This window comes from Bradyrhizobium cosmicum, from assembly GCF_032290525.1.
Taxonomy (GTDB): Bacteria; Pseudomonadota; Alphaproteobacteria; order Rhizobiales; family Xanthobacteraceae; genus Bradyrhizobium; species Bradyrhizobium cosmicum_A.
This window is the reverse complement of the sequence record NZ_JASXTA010000006.1, coordinates 49,689-67,336: the sequence shown is the minus strand read 5'-3', so window position 1 is coordinate 67,336 and position 17,648 is coordinate 49,689. Positions and strand designations below refer to the sequence as shown.

Annotated in this window: 11 protein-coding genes; 8 read left to right on the top strand and 3 right to left on the bottom strand. The window is 64.8% G+C overall.

Annotated features, from left to right (window positions below; translation table 11 throughout):
- Positions 1–220 precede the first annotated feature (220 nt).
- The 4 genes from QSV46_RS12940 (at position 221) to QSV46_RS12925 (ending at position 4,968) form a co-directional block, all read left to right on the top strand.
- Positions 221–2,596 (top strand): exopolysaccharide transport family protein, encoded by a 2,376-nt coding sequence (locus tag QSV46_RS12940; protein ID WP_314951146.1) that lies wholly within the window; start codon positions 221–223, stop codon positions 2,594–2,596.
- Positions 2,589–3,395 carry a WecB/TagA/CpsF family glycosyltransferase gene (locus QSV46_RS12935; protein WP_314951144.1) on the top strand — a complete coding sequence of 269 codons (807 nt, stop codon included), beginning with the start codon at positions 2,589–2,591 and terminating at the stop codon, positions 3,393–3,395. Before QSV46_RS12940 ends, QSV46_RS12935 begins: the two co-directional genes overlap by 8 nt.
- Before the next feature lie 19 nt (positions 3,396–3,414).
- Positions 3,415–4,407, top strand: a complete 993-nt coding sequence (gene galE / locus QSV46_RS12930; RefSeq protein WP_314951142.1) for a UDP-glucose 4-epimerase GalE — start codon at positions 3,415–3,417, stop codon at positions 4,405–4,407.
- A 219-nt stretch (positions 4,408–4,626) separates the two neighbouring features.
- The gene (locus QSV46_RS12925) at positions 4,627–4,968 is read left to right on the top strand and encodes a hypothetical protein (RefSeq protein WP_314951139.1); all 342 of its coding nucleotides are present in this window, start codon (positions 4,627–4,629) and stop codon (positions 4,966–4,968) included.
- On the opposite strand, the gene QSV46_RS12920 is transcribed toward QSV46_RS12925, so the two are convergent.
- Entirely contained in the window at positions 4,942–9,057 is a 4,116-nt protein-coding gene (locus tag QSV46_RS12920) for a GAF domain-containing protein (RefSeq protein WP_314951136.1), read from the bottom strand. The two genes, QSV46_RS12925 and QSV46_RS12920, sit on opposite strands and share 27 nt — an antisense overlap.
- 297 nt (positions 9,058–9,354) lie before the next feature.
- Between QSV46_RS12920 and QSV46_RS12915 the strand changes: the two genes are divergently transcribed.
- Both QSV46_RS12915 and QSV46_RS41410 read left to right on the top strand, forming a co-directional pair.
- Positions 9,355–10,722 (top strand): LLM class flavin-dependent oxidoreductase, encoded by a 1,368-nt coding sequence (locus QSV46_RS12915; protein ID WP_314951133.1) that lies wholly within the window; start codon positions 9,355–9,357, stop codon positions 10,720–10,722.
- Between the two features lie 15 nt (positions 10,723–10,737).
- On the top strand, positions 10,738–10,812 hold the full coding sequence (locus tag QSV46_RS41410; protein ID WP_409997172.1) for an Rv2993c-like domain-containing protein: 75 nt from the start codon (positions 10,738–10,740) through the stop codon (positions 10,810–10,812).
- Positions 10,813–10,931: 119 nt separating this feature from the next.
- Here QSV46_RS41410 and QSV46_RS12910 read toward each other — a convergent pair whose 3' ends face one another.
- Positions 10,932–11,387 (bottom strand): Lrp/AsnC family transcriptional regulator, encoded by a 456-nt coding sequence (locus tag QSV46_RS12910; RefSeq protein WP_314951131.1) that lies wholly within the window; start codon positions 11,385–11,387, stop codon positions 10,932–10,934.
- A gap of 152 nt (positions 11,388–11,539) precedes the next feature.
- Between QSV46_RS12910 and QSV46_RS12905 the strand changes: the two genes are divergently transcribed.
- Positions 11,540–14,989 carry an indolepyruvate ferredoxin oxidoreductase family protein gene (locus tag QSV46_RS12905; RefSeq protein ID WP_314951129.1) on the top strand — a complete coding sequence of 1,150 codons (3,450 nt, stop codon included), beginning with the start codon at positions 11,540–11,542 and terminating at the stop codon, positions 14,987–14,989.
- A gap of 75 nt (positions 14,990–15,064) precedes the next feature.
- On the top strand, positions 15,065–16,483 hold the full coding sequence (gene iaaH / locus QSV46_RS12900) for an indoleacetamide hydrolase (protein ID WP_314951127.1): 1,419 nt from the start codon (positions 15,065–15,067) through the stop codon (positions 16,481–16,483).
- Positions 16,484–16,603: 120 nt separating this feature from the next.
- Here the strand turns inward: iaaH and QSV46_RS12895 are convergent, their stop codons facing one another.
- The gene (locus QSV46_RS12895; RefSeq protein WP_314951124.1) at positions 16,604–17,515 is read right to left on the bottom strand and encodes a LysR family transcriptional regulator; all 912 of its coding nucleotides are present in this window, start codon (positions 17,513–17,515) and stop codon (positions 16,604–16,606) included.
- Between the last annotated feature and the right edge of the window lie 133 nt (positions 17,516–17,648).

Here is a 17,648-nt window from a genome sequence, read left to right as displayed (position 1 = left end):
GGTAACGAACCGTTAATCTCCGAGGGACCCCGGCGTCACCACGATGCGTCGAAGAGTGACACGCGCTTAAACGCTTTGTTTGCCATTTCCGTGAATAGTCCCGCACTGAGTATGGTTAATTTTCCCTGTTGCGTTGATTGGGCACCTATATCCCGGGTGCGTGGCGTAGAGCGAAGAGTAACCCCTCAGCCTGCGGCAGTTGGAATGGAAGCTGGGGATCATGCTTGACTATAACCAGCCGATAGATCGGACCGGACCGGAGACCCCGCAACAAAGGCCTCAAGCCGGCTTCGACGTGCTGAAGCTCGTCAATCTGCTGTGGCGGCGGAAGGTTGCGATTGCCGCTGCCGCCCTCCTCGGTGCGACCCTTGCCGTCACGCTCGGCAAGAGCGTGACGCCCCGCTACACCGCCACCGCGCAGCTCTATGTCGACCCGCGCGAGCTTCAGCTCGTCGATCGCGAGCTCACGCCCCGCGCGCAGGATGTCTCCGGCATGTCCATGGTGGTGGAGAGCCAGGCGCGTCTGATCACATCCAACAGTGTGCTGCTCCGGGTGATCCAGCAGACGGGCCTCGACAAGGACGCCGAGTTCGGCGGCGGCGATGACGGCAGGAGCCTGATGTCGTCGCTGCTCGGCCTGATCGGCCTTCAGCCTCGCCTCCCCTCCGCCGCGGACAACAAGGAAGTGCAGCTTGCGGCGCTCGAGGCCTTGAACAGGCACATCACCATCCGCAAGACCGAGAAGAGCTTCATCGTCGACATCGAAGTCTGGTCGACCGATCCCGCCAAGGCAGCGATGCTCGCCAACACGCTGACCAGCGCCTACCTCGCCGAGTCCCGCAACTCGCAGGCTTCGGCCGCGCGGCGCGCCACCAGCGATCTCTCCGGCCGCCTGAAGGAGCTGCGCGAGCGGCTGCGCAGCGCCGAGACCGCGCTCGCCACCTACAAGGCCCAGAACAATTTCGTCGGCACCCAGGACGCGCTGATCAGCGATCAACAGCTGTCCGCCAGCAACCAGCGGCTGTCCGCCGCCCGCGCGGCGACGATGGATGCGCAGGCGCGGCTCGACCAGATCGAGGCGAGCCGGCGCACGGCTGCCGATGCGGGTGCGAACTCCGAGGCGCTTCAATCGCCGACCATCGCCAACCTGCGCGCGCAATATGCCGAGGCCCGCAAGAAATATGCGGAGCAGGCCGGCGAGCTCGGCCCGCGCCATCCGGCGCTGCGCCAGACCGAGAAGCAGGTCGAGGATCTCAAGCGCACCATCAACGAAGAGATCGACCGCTTCGCCCAGTCCGCCAAGAACGACCTGACGCGCGCCCGCGACTTCGAGGCCTCGCTCAACCGGGCGCTGGAAGCGCAGAAGCGGCAGAGCGTTCAGCTCAGCCAGGCGGCCGTGCGCCTGCGCGAGCTCGAGCGCGAGGCAGATGCCAGCCGCGACGTCTATCAGTCGTTCCTCAAGCGTTCGCGCGAGACCGAGGAGCAGGAGACCCTGAACACCTCGGCGGCCCGTATCATCGGCGAAGCGACGGTGCCGCAGCGGCGCTCGTTCCCGCCGGCGATGAGCATGTTCGCCATGATCGGCTTCATCTTCGGCGCGATCGCTGCTTCGAGCTGGTTCGTCGCAGCCGAGCTAATGTTCGCCGGTGCGACCGCGCCGGCGCCCGCACCGGCCCGCCGTGAGCGCAATTCGGCGCCGCGGACGCCGCGAGTGCCAGAGCCTCCACGAGCTCCGGAGATTGCTCAGTCCCAGCCGGCGTCACACGCCGCGGACGTTGCGCAGCCGCTGCCGGAACTTGCTGCGCCATCGCTGCAGCCTGCAATGGTCGAGGAGCCGCTGGTCGGAAAGCCGCTGATTGCGCGCCTCCAGGAGGCTGACGTCATCCACACGCTCGGCGCCATTCTCGCCACCGGCGGCGGCGTCGATCTCACGCGGCTGGGCTGGCCGACGCTGCGCCCCGGCTTTCCCCTGACGATGCTGCTCAACGCCTGGCGCGACATGCGCACTGCCGCGGCCCGGCGAGCCGGCGGCAGGGCAATGCCGGTCATCGCGCTCGTCGGCGCCGGCGAGACCACCGGGCGCAGCGTGGCTGCACTGAATTTCGCCCTCGCGGCCGCACGAGACGGCGCCCGCGTGCTGATGATCGATGCCGATCATCAGGCACATTCGCTCTCGAACAAGGTGAGCCGCCCCGGCAAGAGCGAGCCGAGCAGGCTGGGCTGGCTCTCGATCGGCAGCAAGGCCGCGCGCGAGATCAAGACAGTCAACGGCGTCTCGGTGCTGCCGGCTGCCGAGGGCGATGCCGGCAGGGCGACAGAGGCCATCCGCAAGGCCATTGAGCAGGCGCGCTCCGCCGGCGGCTACGACCTCGTGATCCTCGACGGCCCCGTGACGCCGCTCAACGCCGTCAGCCGCAAGCTGCTCGATGAAGCCGACGCGCTGGTGGCGGTGCTGCCGACCAGCCTCGACATCAACGACGGCCTCGAGGAAATTTTGAACACGCTCGGTCGCGCCGAGCGCAAGCTCGCCGGCGTCGTGCTCGACGAGCTCACCCCCGCAACCCAGGCGCGCCAGCGAGGCAGACAATATGCTTGAGCGCCGCGTCAATCTGGACGGCCGGGCCGCAACTGCCGACGTGCCGCGAACCACCGTCGGCGGCCTTCGCATGGCCGCGCTCGACCTGGAGGCGACCGCCGATTTCATGATCGAGGCCACCGATCCCGACAACCGCATCGGTCGTCCGCTGTACCTGACTTCGGCCAATGGCGAGGTGCTGGCGCGCTGCTCGACCGAACCGCAGACCGAGCGTCTGTTCCGCGCCGCCGATTTGATCAATGCCGACGGCCAGCCGCTGGTGGCGGCGTCAAAGCTGCAATCATGGTTTCCGCTGCCGGAGCGCGTCGCGACCACCGATCTGTTCCACGTCGTCGCGCGCAAGGCCGAGGCCGCGGGCCGCACCTTCTACATGTTCGGCGCCAGCGAGGACGAGAACGCGGCGGCCGTCGAGAATGTCCGCAAACTGTATCCGGACCTCAAGATCGTCGGCCACAGCCACGGCTATCTGCGCGGCGACGCCCTGCGCGCGAAAGTCGAGGAGATCAACGCGCTCGCGCCCGATTACCTCTGGGTCGCGCTCGGCGTGCCCAACGAGCAGGCGTTCGTCGAGGAATACGCCCCGCTGATGACCAATGTCGGCGTTATCAAGACGTCCGGCGGGTTGTTCAACTTTTTGTCGGGCAGCCGGTCCCGCGCGCCGAAATGGATGCAGAAAATCGGGTTGGAATGGGCCTGGCGCACCTTGCTCGAGCCGCGCCGCCTGTTCTGGCGCTATTTGACCACCAACCCTCGCGCGCTCTACCTTCTCTTCAGTCGCAACCGGCCCTTCAATCGCTGAGAGAAGAGTGGAAGACGACATGACCGACCGACCGACTGTCCTCGTCACAGGAGGCGCGGGCTATATTGGCTCGCATGCCTGCCGCGCACTGACCGCCGCCGGCTACCGGCCCGTCGTTTACGACAATCTTTCGACGGGCCATCGCGGCTTCGTCGCCGGGGAGCTGGTGACCGGCGATCTGCTCGACGGCGCGGCGCTGGCGCGCGCCTTTGCCGACCACAAGATCACGGCGGTGATGCATTTCGCGGCGGCAAGCCTCGTCGGCGAATCCATGACCGACCCGCAGAAATACTACATCAACAATGTGCAGGGCACCCTGTCGCTGTTGCAGGCGATGCGCCATGCCGGCTGCACGCGCATCGTGTTCTCCTCGACCGGCGCCGTCTACGGCAATGCCGATTCCAAGGAGCTGCCGGAAGACTTTCCCTGCGCGCCGATCAATCCCTACGGCGCGTCGAAATGGATGATCGAGCGAATGCTCGCCGATTATCGCGCGGCCTACGGCTTCGGCGCGTTCTGCCTGCGCTATTTCAACGCCAGTGGCGCCGATCCGGCCGGCGGCATCGGCGAGCTGCGTGACAACGAGACCCATCTCATTCCGCGCGCCATGATGGCGCTCCAGGGCCATGTCGATTTCGCCGTGTTCGGCGACGATTACGACACGCCCGACGGCACCGCGATCCGCGACTACATCCACGTCACCGACCTCGCCGCGGCGCATGTCGCCGCTCTGAAGCTGCTGGAGACGGGACATGCCGGCGGCAGCTTCAATCTCGGCACCGGCTCCGGCTTCTCCGTGCGCGAGATCCTGAACGCCATCAGGCAGGAGACCGGACGCGAGGTGCCGCACACCGTGAAGCCGCGCCGCGCCGGCGATCCCACCTATCTGGTCGCCGATCCCTCCGCCGCACGAAAAGTGCTGAACTTCGTGCCGCGCCATTCCGACCTTCCGACGGTGATCCGGACCGCCTGGGCCTGGCATCAGAAGGCGCATCCATTCAAATCGCGCTGAACGCCGTATTACCTTGCGGGTAGGGCCCCTAAGGGGCTAAAGAGGTCGTCACAACCGGCGCTGGCGAATATCCGGCGGCCGAATGTTTCTTGCAGGGCCGCCAATGGAAGCGGCACATATGGCTCAGCCGACAGCGCGAGCCGATTCTTCACAGCGAAGGCCACGATCGAGACCGCGCATCGGCCTGCCTTCAGGCCGGCCCCAGGGAGCACAGAGCGAATGCATCAGGCCGCAGGCCTGCAATTCGAGCGCGTGATGGACGAGCTCGTTCGCTGGCACGCCGTGCCCGAGGACGAGCGCTCGCCGGCACCGGCCTGGTGGTGGGGACCGGCGATGGCGATGTTCGACGCGCACGAGCCGATGCAACGCGCATGGTGTCGTGAACTCGGCCTGGACGACGGCGCGAGCTTCGCCGAAGGCGCGCATGCTCTTCTCACGCTGTTCGCCGGGCAAACCTCGGTGCCCTGGCCGGATGATTTTCCGCGCAAGGCGCAGATCAAGGCGGACGACGTCCGCGAACTGCAGCCGCAGCCGTCAGACGACAGCGCGTTTCAGCCGTAATTTCGCGGCTTCAGCGGCGGCAAGATCCGGCTCCGGCTGGAGCGGCGGTGCGACCGGCAGCAGCATCGGCCGCAGCAGCTCGGCCATCTGCCGTGCCGGCACCGGCCTCGAGATCAGGAAACCCTGCATCTCGTCGCAGCCATGGGCGCGCAGGAACGCCTCCTGCTCGGAGTTCTCGACCCCTTCGGCGACCACGGTCATGCCGAGCGCCTTGCCCATGCTGATGATCGCCTGCGCAATCGCCTGGTCCTCCGAATCCTGCGGCAGGTCGCGGACGAAAGAGCGGTCGATCTTGATGGTGTCGATCGGAAAATGCTTCATCAGCGACATCGACGAATAGCCGGTGCCGAAATCGTCGATGGCAAGGCGGATGCCGCGGCTCTGAATGGCGTCGAGCACCTTCAGCGCGCGCCCGACATTGCGCATCATCATGCTCTCGGTGACCTCGAGCTGGAGCAGCACCGGCGACATGCCGGAGGCCGCCAGCGCCTCGTCGACGTCCTGCAGCAGATGTTCATCGACAAACTGCCGCGGCGACAGGTTGACCGCCATCGACACCGGCAACAGGCCGCGGCGCTGCCAGGCCATGGCCTGCGCGCAGGCCTCCTTCACCACCCAGCGGCCGATCGGCACGATCAGTCCGGTCTCTTCCGCAAGCGGAATGAACTGCGCCGGCGAGATGCTGCCGAGATCGGGGTGCGTCCAGCGCAGCAGCGCTTCCACGCCGGTGATCTGGCCGGTCTCCATGTCCACCTTCGGCTGGTAGTTCAGCGAGAACTGGTCGCGCTCCAGCGCCCGGCGCAGCGCGCTCTCCAGCGACAGCCGCTCGATCGACTGCGTCTTCACCTCCTTGGAGAAGAAGCGATAGCCGTTCTTGCCGTCCTCCTTGGCGAGATACATCGCCATGTCGGCGTTCTTGGTCAGCGTCTGCGCGTCGGAACCGTTGGCCGGATACATCGCGATGCCGATCGAGGCCGTGGTGTGGCATTCGTGTCCGGCAAGCTCCATCGGCTCGGCGAGCGCCATCAGCAGCCCGGTCGCGATACGCTGGACGTCGTCGATCTCGCCGCACTGGTCGAGGATCACAACGAACTCGTCGCCGCCGAGGCGCGCCACCACATCGCTTGCCCGCAGCGCGCGGCGCAGCCGGTTCGCCACTTCGAGCAGGAGCAGATCGCCGGCTTCATGGCCAAGCGAATCGTTGATGACCTTGAAGCGGTCGAGATCGATGAACAGCACCGCGAAGCGGTGATCATGGCGCTGGGCTTCATCAATGGCCCCGCGCAACAAGCCGTTGAAGGTCTCGCGATTTGGCAAATCAGTCAGGCTGTCGTGCGAGGCGAGGTACTCGATCCGCTCGTCGGCCTCGTTCTTCTCGTCGGCACGATCGAAATTCTCCATCGCAAACGAGACGTTGTCGGCGAGACGCTGCAGCAGCTCGACAAACTCGGCCGTGAAGGTGCCCGGCTCGGTCGACATGTAGATCATGACGCCGGCGGCCTTGTCGTGCACCACGAGCGGGAACGCCGCGCCAGACCGCGCGCCGTCATTGCGGACGATGGCGTGGAAGACACGGACGCGATCGTCGTTGAGGTAATCATTGCTGATGCAGGGCTGGCGGGTGCGGAACGCCGTGCCGCTCATTCCGCGCCCTTCGGGACGCTCGGGATCGATGGAGAGACGGACGTTGCGCGTGGTTTCGGCGGACGGTCCGGCCGCGGCCACGATCTCGAGCTGATCGCTGTCCGCCTTGGCCAGGGCGATCGTGGTCGAGGTGAACTTGGCGCCGTTCGACGCCGCGAGGCAGACCAGATCGAACAGCTCGGCGCGAGACTTTGCCCGCATGATCGCCTCGTTGGTCGCGCTCAGGGCCGCGAACATCCGCGTCAGGCGCTCCTTCTGCGTCTCGGTGCGGGCCTTTTCCTCGGCACGATTGAAATTATCCAGTGCGAACGACACGTTCTCGGCCAGGCGCCCCAGCAGTTCGACCAGATCCGGTGTGAACGTATTCTCTTCTGGTGCGAGGAAAAGCAGAATCCCGATCGGCTCCTGGCCCGCCTGAAGCAGCGGAAAGCTGGCCGCGGCTCGCGTTCCGTCTTCTGTCGCCTTGGAATGCCAGTGCATCGATCGCGGATCGTTAAGATAGTTGTTGATGACACTGGGCCGGCGGGTCCGCAGCGACATCCCTATGATTCCCTGGCCCTCAGGATGATCGGCGGAAACAAAGCAGGTGCGTCCAACCATTCGCTCCTGGAGGCGCCCCTTCGCCGCGACGACGCGGACGAGTTCACGCTTGTCGTCAATGATGCCGATTGTCGTCGAGGCGAATACGCCGCCGAGCACGGCTGCCTGGCACGCCGCTTCGAACAGCTCCTGGCGGCTCTTGGCGCGCATGATGGCTTCGTTGGTGGCGCTTAGCGCCTCGAACATGCCGCTCAGGCGGTCGCGCTGCTTGTCGGCCCGCGCTTTTTCGTCGGCGCGATCGAAATTCTCCAGCGCGAAGGCGACGTTGGCCTGGAGCTTGCGCAACAGCTCGACGAATTCGTCCGTGAAAGTACCGCACTCGCGCGAATTGAACAGGAATACGCCTTCGACGCTGTTGCCGTTGAACAGCGGCAGCGCGGTAGACGACGCAATGCCGTTGCGACGCGCGCTGGCGTGCCACGGCGCGAGACGGGCGTCTGCAAGGATGTCATTGCTGATGCAGGGCTGCCGCGTCCGGAACGCAGTTCCGGTCAGGCCGCGTCCCTCCGGCACCTCGTCGCTGACGGCCAATCTGAAGGATCGCACCTCGTCCGCGTTCGGTCCGGAGGACGCGGCAACGCGAAGTAGTTCCGCGTCGCGGTCGAGCAGCGCAATCGAGGTCGAGGCGAACTTCGCGCCCTGCACCGTGGCTTCGCAAACCAGATCGAACAGTTCGCTGCGCGAGCTTGCCCGCAGGATGGCTTCGTTCGTCGCGCTGAGCGCCGCGTACATGCGCGCCAGCCGATCCTCCTCCAGCGCGATCTGGGCCTTCTCCTTGTCGCGGTCAAAATTCTCGAGCGCAAAGCATACGTTTTCGGTCATTCGCAACAACAATGCGACGATGCCTTCGTCCTTCGCCCAGGATTTGCTCACGAAGAAGAACAGCACGCCGATGCTGGTGCCACGCTTGATCAACGGAGCAGCGACGCAGGCGACGGCTCCGGCATTGACGTTGGTCTGCTCCCAGGTCGTCCCTTTGGTGCGATTGACGAGGTCGTCCTCGACGATCGCTTTCTGCGTCCGGAACACCTGGCCGGAGATGCCCTTGCCGTAGGGACTCTCCGGATCGATCGAGTAGCGCGACTGCCTGATCAGATCGAGATTTTGTCCGGTCGCGGCCACCGGCGTCAGCCATTGCGAATTCGCCTCGCGCAGCAGAACGAAAGTGGCAAGCGATTTGCCGCTGTATACAGCGGCGTCGCAGACCCGCTGGTATAAGTCCAGTTCAGTGCTGGCGTGCAGGATTGCTTCGTTCGTCGCACTGAGCGCGCCGAACATGCGGTTGAGTCGCCGCACTGCCCGCTCGCCAATCAGGCGGGCTCTCTCGGTCGCGAAGCTCTCCAGCGCATGAGAGATATTGGCCGACATCCGCTCGAACAACGAGACCATCGCCTCGTCGAGCGAGCCAGCCCCCGACCGCGTAACATACAACACCCCGATACTGCGCCCGATGCAGATCAAGGGCAGCGCCGCGGCTGCGCCGACACCCGCCGCCACCGCGCTGTCGCGCCACGCGAGCGAACGCGGATCGTTCAGGAAATCGTTGCTGATGCAGAGCTTCTGGCTGCGGAACGCCTCGCCGCCCACGCCCGAGCCTTCCGGCGTACCGGCTTCCGTGGTGATCTCGATCGCGCTCAGCCGCGCCACGTCATCGCCGCAACCAGCGGCAAAGCGGAGCTTATGACCGTCCGGCTCCACGAGGAACACGGCGACGGCCATGAAGTCTCCGCTCGAAAACCCGGCGTCGCAGACCTTCTGGTACAGCTCGTCCGGCGATTTCGCGTAGAGGATCGCTTCGTTGATGGCGCTCAACGCTGCAAAGGTGCGCGCGAGGGTCGTCTGCACGATCTCAGCTCCCGGGCATTTCTGCCTAATTCTCCCGATGCTTTATGAACGGCCATCGCCTAAGTGGTCGTTATTGCGCGCTGCAAACCCTCGATCAAAGTGAACGAGCTGCGAACGACCGGCACCAAACTCTCGGGAATGCCGCCGCACGGGAGGAATCTGCGACGAAAGGTGTGATCCTTTTACGAATTTGCAGCCCCGTATTGGTTTACGGGAGATTGATATCGCTCCCGCGCTTTGAGACGATGGCTCCCAACAAGCAGCCCGTTAAGGGCACAAATGCCGAGGGAACGCAGCATGACGCGGCAGATGGTACTTGTCGGCTTCCTCCAGGCGCAGAACTGCACGAATTTGCCGAGCTCCTGGCGGCATCCGGACTCGCGCGACGATTCGATGTCGGCGGACTATTATCAGGAGATCGCCAGGATACTCGAAGCCGGCAAATTCCATATGGCGTTCTTCGACGATCGCCTGGCAATGCCGGACCGCTACGGCAACGATCACGCCCACACCGTCGAATACGGCATCCGCTGCGTGAAGATGGACCCGCTGATCGTGCTGACCACGATGGGCATGGTCACCGACAAGCTCGGGCTGGCAGCGACCTGTTCGACCACCTATTACGAGCCGTTCGACGTCGCGCGCCGCTTCGCGACCCTCGATTTGATGTCGGGCGGACGCGCCGGCTGGAACGTCGTCACCTCGCTCAATGACGGCGAGGCGCTCAACATGGGGCGGGACTCCCATCCCGAACATGATTCCCGCTACGACAAGGCCGACGAGTTCATGGAAGTGGTGCTCGGTCATTGGGATACCTGGGAAGACGGCGCCCTCATCATGGACAAGAAGAGCGGCCGCTTTGCCGATCCGGCCAAGGTGAAGCGGCTCGATCACAGGGGACCGGCCTTCAAGTCCCGCGGTCCCTTCACCGTGCCGCGTTCGGACCAGGGCCATCCCGTCATCATCCAGGCCGGCGCGTCCGGCCGCGGTCAGCGCTTTGCCGGCCGATGGGGCGAGGTGATCTTCACCGCCGCGCGCAATCTCCAGGGCGCCAGGGACGGCTACGCGGCCGTTCGCAACGAGGCCGCCAAGGCCGGCCGTGATCCCGACCAGATGTTCCTCTGCAATCTGACGACGCCGGTCTGCGCCGCGACCAAGACCGAGGCCGAAGACAAGATGGCGCTGATCAACAAGCTGCCGCTCGAGATCGACGCGCTGTCGCTGCTCGCCGAAGCGCTCAATTACGACTTCGCCTCAAAGGATCTCGACGAGCCACTGACGACGGACGAGCTGAAGAGCATGCAGGGCATTTTGGGCATCCGCGACGGCGTGCTGAAGAATTCCGGCAAGAGCAATCCGAGCGCGCGCGACTTCGTCAGCTTCTCGGGCCGCGGCCAGGTGCATGACGCCATGGTCGGTGGCCCCAGGGAGATCGCGGACGAGCTGGAGGAGATGTTCGTCGAGCGCGGCTGCGACGGCTTCGTCATCGCCGCGACCTATGTGCCGGGTTCCTACGCGGACTTCGTGCAGCATATCGTGCCGGAGCTTCAACGCCGCGGCTTGTTCCAGAATGAGTATCGCGGCAAGACGCTGCGGGAAAATCTCGGGCTGAAGCGGCCTGCCGCCGGCGCCTGGAAGATGCAGCCGCGCGATGCCACGGAATAGCAACAAGGATATGACATGCGCTGGGTGAAATTTGCTGCTGCGGAAAACACTAGCTGGGGGATCGTTGAGGGCGACCGGGAGCAGCGGTGAAATGACAAAGGTGCCGTAGGGTGGGCAAAGCGAAGCGTGCCCACCACCTTCGCAAATCGAGGCGAGATGGTGGGCACGGCGTTACACGCCTTTGCCCACCCTACTGCACTTCCCGTGTCTTAGAACGGCAGCGCCACGCTGGTCTTGATCTCCTTCAGCACCACATTGCTGCGGACGTAGCGGATGCCGGGAATGCGGAACATGAACTCGTCGAGAAACCTGTTGTAGGCCGCCATGTCCTGCACCACGACGCGCAAATGATAATCGGCATCGCCCGTCGTCGCAAAGCACTCCAGCACCTCGCGCCGGGTGGTCACCCGCGCGACGAACTCGTCGACGAATTTCGCGTCGTGCCGTTCCAGTGAGACGTGGAGGATCGCCGACATGGCAAAACCCGCCTGCTCGCGCGCGACCAGCGCCGCATAGCCCCGGATGACACCGCTTTCCTCCAGCGCACGCACCCGGCGCCAGCACGCCGACGTGGACATGCCGACCTCGTCGGCGAGCTGCTGGTTGGTGGCGCGGCCGTCCCTCTGGAGATGGACGAGAATCCGCGTGTCCTGCTCTTCGATCATGAAAACTCCGGAAATCGGTAACTTCCACCGAATGATGCCACCATTTGCAAAGTTTTACCGAATAATCGGTCGACGGCGGGCGAATAGGTAAGACTTACCACCCTCCCAGGCATACCCTTCGGCTATTCGGCAGGTTGCCCGCGAGGTCCGCCATGGACGCCATTCCGTCACTCGATGCTTACGAGCTCTCCGACCGCTACGACCGCGAGGACGGCCGCGTCTTCCTCACGGGCACGCAGGCCATCGTCCGCATCGCGCTTGATCAGGTGCGGCGCGACCGTGCCGCGGGGCTGAACACCGCGGGCTTCATCTCAGGCTATCGCGGCTCGCCGCTCGGCGGCGTCGATCTCGAGCTCTGGCGCATCCAGGACCGGCTGAAGCGGGACCGCATCGAATTCCTCCCCGCAGTGAACGAGGACCTCGCGGCGACCGCCGTGCTCGGCTCGCAACAGGTCGAGACGCAGGCGGATCGCGCCGTCGATGGCGTGTTCGGGCTCTGGTACGGCAAGGGCCCAGGCGTCGATCGCTCCGGCGACGCCCTCAAGCATGGCAATGCCTACGGCTCCTCACCGCATGGCGGCGTGCTGGTGGTCGCCGGCGACGACCACGGTTGCGTGTCATCGTCGATGCCGCATCAGTCCGACGTCGCCTTCATGAGCTGGTTCATGCCGACGCTGCACCCCGCCAGCGTCAGCGAATACCTGGAGTTCGGCGAATATGGCTACGCGTTGAGCCGATTCTCCGGCATGTGGGTCGGCTTCAAGGCGATCTCGGAGATCGTCGAGTCGGGTGCATCCGTCGCGTTGCGCCGGCCGCGTGCCTTCCGCACGCCAGACTTCACGCCGCCGCCCGGCGGCCTGCACTATCGCTGGCCCGACCTGCCGGGCCCGCAGATCGAGGAGCGGCTGGAAGCGAAGAAGCACGCGGTCTACGCCTTCGCAAAGTCCAATCCGATCGATCGCCACATCTACGACATTCCCGGTGCCACCTACGGCATCGTCACCACAGGCAAGGCGCATCTCGATCTGATGGAAGCGCTGCGGCTGATGGGCCTCGATGAAGCGGCCTGCCGCAGCATCGGCATCGACGTCTACAAGGTCGGCATGGTCTGGCCGCTGGCGCTGCACGACGCCATGGACTTCGTGAAGGGCAAGCGCGAGATCCTGGTGGTCGAGGAGAAGCGCGGTATCATCGAGAGCCAGTTCAAGGAATATTTCTACGACTATCCCGGCAGCAAGCCCGAGCGCATGGTCGGCAAGCATGACGAAACCGGCGCACGGCTGATCTCATGGATCGGCGAATTGTCGCCGCGCGCGCTCGCCGGCGTGCTGGCTCGCCGGCTCGATCCGATGTTTCCGGGCCTCGATCTCGCCGCGCGCGCGGCCGCGCTGGTGCCGGAGGCCGAGCGCACGATCAATGTCTCAGGCGCGACGCGCACGCCCTACTTCTGTTCGGGCTGCCCGCACAATACATCGACAAAGGTACCTGAAGGATCGAAGGCTCTGGCCGGCATCGGCTGTCATTTCATGGCGAGCTGGATGGACCGCGAGACGTCCTCGCTGATCCAGATGGGCGGCGAAGGTGTGAACTGGGCGGCTTCGTCGAGATTCACCGGCCGCAAGCACATTTTCCAGAATCTCGGCGAGGGCACCTATTATCATTCCGGTTCGATGGCGATCCGGCAGGCGATCGCGGCCAAAGCCAATATCACCTACAAGATCCTGTTCAACGACGCCGTCGCCATGACCGGCGGTCAGCCGGTCGACGGTCCCGTCAGTGTCCATGCCATCGCGCATAGCGTCCGCGCCGAAGGTGTTTCGCGGATCGCGCTGGTATCGGATGATCCCGCGCAGTTTGCGCCAGCCGATTTCCCGATAGGCGTGACCATCCATCCGCGGGAAGAGATGGATGCCGTGCAGCGCGAGCTGCGCGACGTCTCCGGCGTCACCGTGCTGATCTATCAGCAGACTTGCGCCACCGAGAAGCGGCGCCGGCGCAAGCGCGGCCAGATGGCAGATCCCAAGCGCTTCGCCTACATCAACGATCTCGTCTGCGAGGGCTGCGGCGACTGCTCGGTCGAATCCAACTGCCTCAGCGTCGAGCCGAAGGAAACGCCATTCGGGCGCAAGCGCCAGATCAACCTGTCGGCCTGCAACAAGGATTTTTCCTGCCTTAACGGCTTCTGCCCGAGCTTCGTCACCGTCGAAGGCGCGACACGACGGAGGAAGAGCGCGAGCCAGATCGACGCGGTCGGCCACGCCGCCACACTTCCCCTGCCGGCTATCGCCGCGCTCGACCGTCCGTACGACCTGCTGGTAACAGGCGTCGGCGGCACCGGCGTGATCACGGTCGGCGCGCTGATCGGCATGGCCGCACATCTCCAACGAAGCGGCGTCTCGGTCCTCGACTTCACCGGCTTTGCGCAAAAATTCGGACCGGTGCTGAGCTTCATCCGCGTTGCCGCCTCGCCCGAGGCGCTGCACCAGGTCCGCATCGACCAGGGCGCGGCCGATGCGCTGATCGGCTGCGACCTCGTCGTCAGCTCCTCGCCAAAGGCGTCCGGCACCTATCGCCGCGGCACCCGCGCCGCGGTCAACACCGCGGAGATGCCGACCGGCGACGTCGTCCGCTTTCGCGACGCCGATCTCGCCTCGCCAGCCCGCTTGCGCGCAATCGGCGGCGTGATCGGCGACGGCAATCTCGACACGATCAACGCCAACGCTCTGGCCGAACGGCTGCTTGGCGACGCTGTCTATGCCAACATCATCATGCTCGGCTTTGCCTGGCAGCGCGGGCTGGTGCCGGTCTCGCTGCAAGCGCTGCTGCGCGCGATCGAGCTCAACGGCGTCGCGGTCGATCGCAACAGACAGGCCTTTGCCTGGGGCCGGATTGCGGCGGCCGATCCGGCCTTTTTGCCTGGGGTGGACGAAGCGCCCGAGGCCGAGACGCTCGACCAGATCATCGACCGTCGCGCCGATTTCCTCACCGCCTATCAGAATGATGCCCATGCGGCGCGCTATCGGTTGATGATCGAGAAAGTCCGCAGCGCCGAAACTGAGCTGAACAGTGAGGCGTTGACCGAGGCAGTCGCGCGCGCCCTGTTCAAGCTGATGGCCTACAAGGACGAGTACGAAGTGGCACGCCTGCACATGCAGAGCGGCTTCCTCGACGAATTGAAGCGCGAATTCGAGGACGGCTTCAGCGTCCAGTATCACCTTGCCCCGCCGTTCCTGCCGTCCGGGAGCGATGCGCGCGGCCGGCCGCGCAAGCGCGCCTTCGGTCAGTGGATTCAGATGCCGCTCGCCGTGCTGGCGCGGTTGAAGGGATTGCGCGGAACGCCGTTCGACCCGTTCGGCTACACCGAGGAACGACGTACCGAGCGGGAGCTGATCGCCTGGTATGAAGGTCTGATCGAACGCATCCTCGGCCGGCTCGACGCAGCGCATCTGCCCGACCTCGTTGTCATCGCAAAAGCGCCCATGGATATCCGTGGCTACGGACCGGTAAAGGACACAGCGATCGCCAAGGTGAAGCCCGAGGTCGAGCGGCTGCTCGCGAACTTGACGACATCGGTAACACAAAAGATGCACGCCCACGGTTGACGCGGCATCGGTGAGGCATCAGCCTCGGGCTCTGAAGGACGCCCTGTCGGCCCCCCTGCAATCAGGTGACGTATCATGGATTTCGACCAGTGGACCCTGACCCAGGCTGCGGCCGACCTCCGCGCCGGCAAAGTGACGAGCACCGCACTCACGACGGAAGCCCTTGCCCGCGCCAAAGCCAATACTGACCTCAATGCCTTTGTCACCCTGGATGAGGCCGGCGCCCTAAAGGCCGCTGCCGCATTCGACGCGGCGGGAGAAAAGACAAAGCCGCTCGGCGGCGTTCCCATCGTGATCAAGGACAATATCGAAGTGGCAGGGCTGCCTTGCAGCGCCGGCACGCCCGCACTGAAGGATTACATTCCGAAGACCAATGCGCCGGTTGTCGCAAAGCTGCGAGCCGCCGGTGCGATCGTCATCGGCAAGACCAGCATGCATGAGCTCGCCTTCGGCATCTCGGGCTACAACACCGCCTTCAAGACCGGCGCCGAGTTCGGCGTGCGCAATGCCTATGATCGCGCCCTGATCGCCGGCGGCTCCTCCTCCGGGACGGGCGCCGCGATCGGCGCTCGGATCGTGGCGGGCGGGCTCGGCACCGACACCGGCGGATCGGTCCGGGTGCCGGCTGCGCTGAACGGCTGCGCCTCGCTGCGCCCGACCGTCGGCCGCTATCCGCAGCAAGGCATCGCGCCGATCTCGCACACCCGAGACACCGCTGGGCCGATGGCCGCGACGATGGCGGATGTCGCGCTGCTCGACCGCGTCATCGCGGGTGGAGACGAAATTGCGCCGGCTGATCTGAAGCAGGTTCGCATCGGCATCGTCAGGTCGATGCTGACCAATCTCGATGCCGACACCGACGCCGCGTTCCAAGCGGCAATCGCGAAAATGACGACGCAAGGTGTCACGGTCGTCGACATCGAGATGCCGCAACTGGCCGAGCTCAACGCCCAAGTCAGCTTTCCCGTCGCGCTGTACGAGGCTTATGACGATCTGGTCGCCTATCTCAAGCACACCGGCACCGGCCTCAGCATCGAGGCACTGGCGCAGGCCATCTCCAGCGCCGACGTGAAGGGCACCTATGATGGCTTGGTGATTCCGCGCAAACTGCCCGCTCCCGATGGCACGCTGGTTGACGCCAAGCCGATCTATGACGCCGCAATCAAGACTGCACGGCCCGCGCTGCAGGGGCTTTACAGCAGGACTTTCGCCAACAACCGGCTCGACGCCATCGCCTTCCCGACCACGCCGCGTGTCGCGATTGCCTCCAACCCGGAATCCAGCAGCTTCGAGAACTTCGGCCTGTTCATCCAAAACACCGATCCCGGAAGTAATGCCGGCATTCCCGGCATCCAGATTCCGATTGCACTCGGCGACACAAGCAAATTGCCCATCGGCCTTGAGCTGGATGGCCCCGCCGGAAGCGACCGCCGCTTGCTCGCGATCGGCATGACGCTCGACGGCGTGTTCGGGCGATTGCCGCCGCCGCATTGACGGAATCGTAGGGTGGGCAAAGCGAAGCGTGCCCACCGGTTCTGCGGATTCGCGGAGAGATGGTGGGCACGGCGCAAGGGCGCCTTTGCCCACCCTACGGTCCTGCCACCGCCGCGCCGCTCATGAATACGGATTGATAAGCTTCTGCTGCTCGGCGCTGTGGTGCACGAGCATGTCGATGAAGGTCCTGACCTTCGCCGACAGATGATGCTTGTGCGGATAGACCGCGTTCATCGACATCTCGACAGGACGATATTCGGGCAGGAGCCGAACGAGCCGACCGGCCTCGAGATCGTCCCGAACGAGAAACCCGGCCATCAGGCAGATCGCAGCGCCTTCCAGCGCCACCTTGCGCAGGGCCTCACCGCTGTTGGTGATGAAGCTGCCGGAAACCCGTACCGATGCCGGCGTGCCCTTGCGATCGAAGAAGCGCAACTCGTCACCGAAGGGATAATTCAAATGACGGCCGCAATTATGCGCGGTGAGCTCATCGAGCTTCTGCACGCGACCGTGCCTTTCGAGATAGTCGTGCGAGCAGCACAGCACGTGGCGCCAAGTGGCAAGACTGCGGACGATCAGGCTCGAATCCGGCGGCGAGGTCATGCGCAGGGCAACGTCATAACCTTCCTCGATGAGGTCGATTTCGGCTTCGCCCATGCGCAGATCGATCTTGAGCTCCGGATAGGTCGACAGGAGTTTCGCCGCCACCGGCGCGACGAACGGCACCATGTGCGTGGCGACGTGGACGCGCAACGTGCCGCGGGGCACTGACTGCAATTCGCTGGCGATGTCGTCGGCCTGCTCGATATCGGCGAGAATCTGGATGCAACGGTCGTAATATGCCTTGCCGATCTCGGTCAGGCTGACCTTGCGCGTGGTGCGCTGAAGCAGCCTCACGCCGAGCCGGTCCTCCAGTGCCTGGACATGGTTGCTCACCATGGTGGTCGACATGTTGAGCTTGCGAGCTGCTGCGGAGAAGCCGCCGGTCTCGACCACCCGGCTGAAGACTTCGAGACTGGTCAATCGGTCCATCGTGGCCTGATTATCCGCTTTCGATCGATAATCGCAAGGAATTCGGCCCGATTATCGATCAGAACACCAGCTAGTCGCTCGCGGCCTCCAGCAGAGCACCGGCGTTAGCAGCAATTGCGCGACAGAGGCGGCA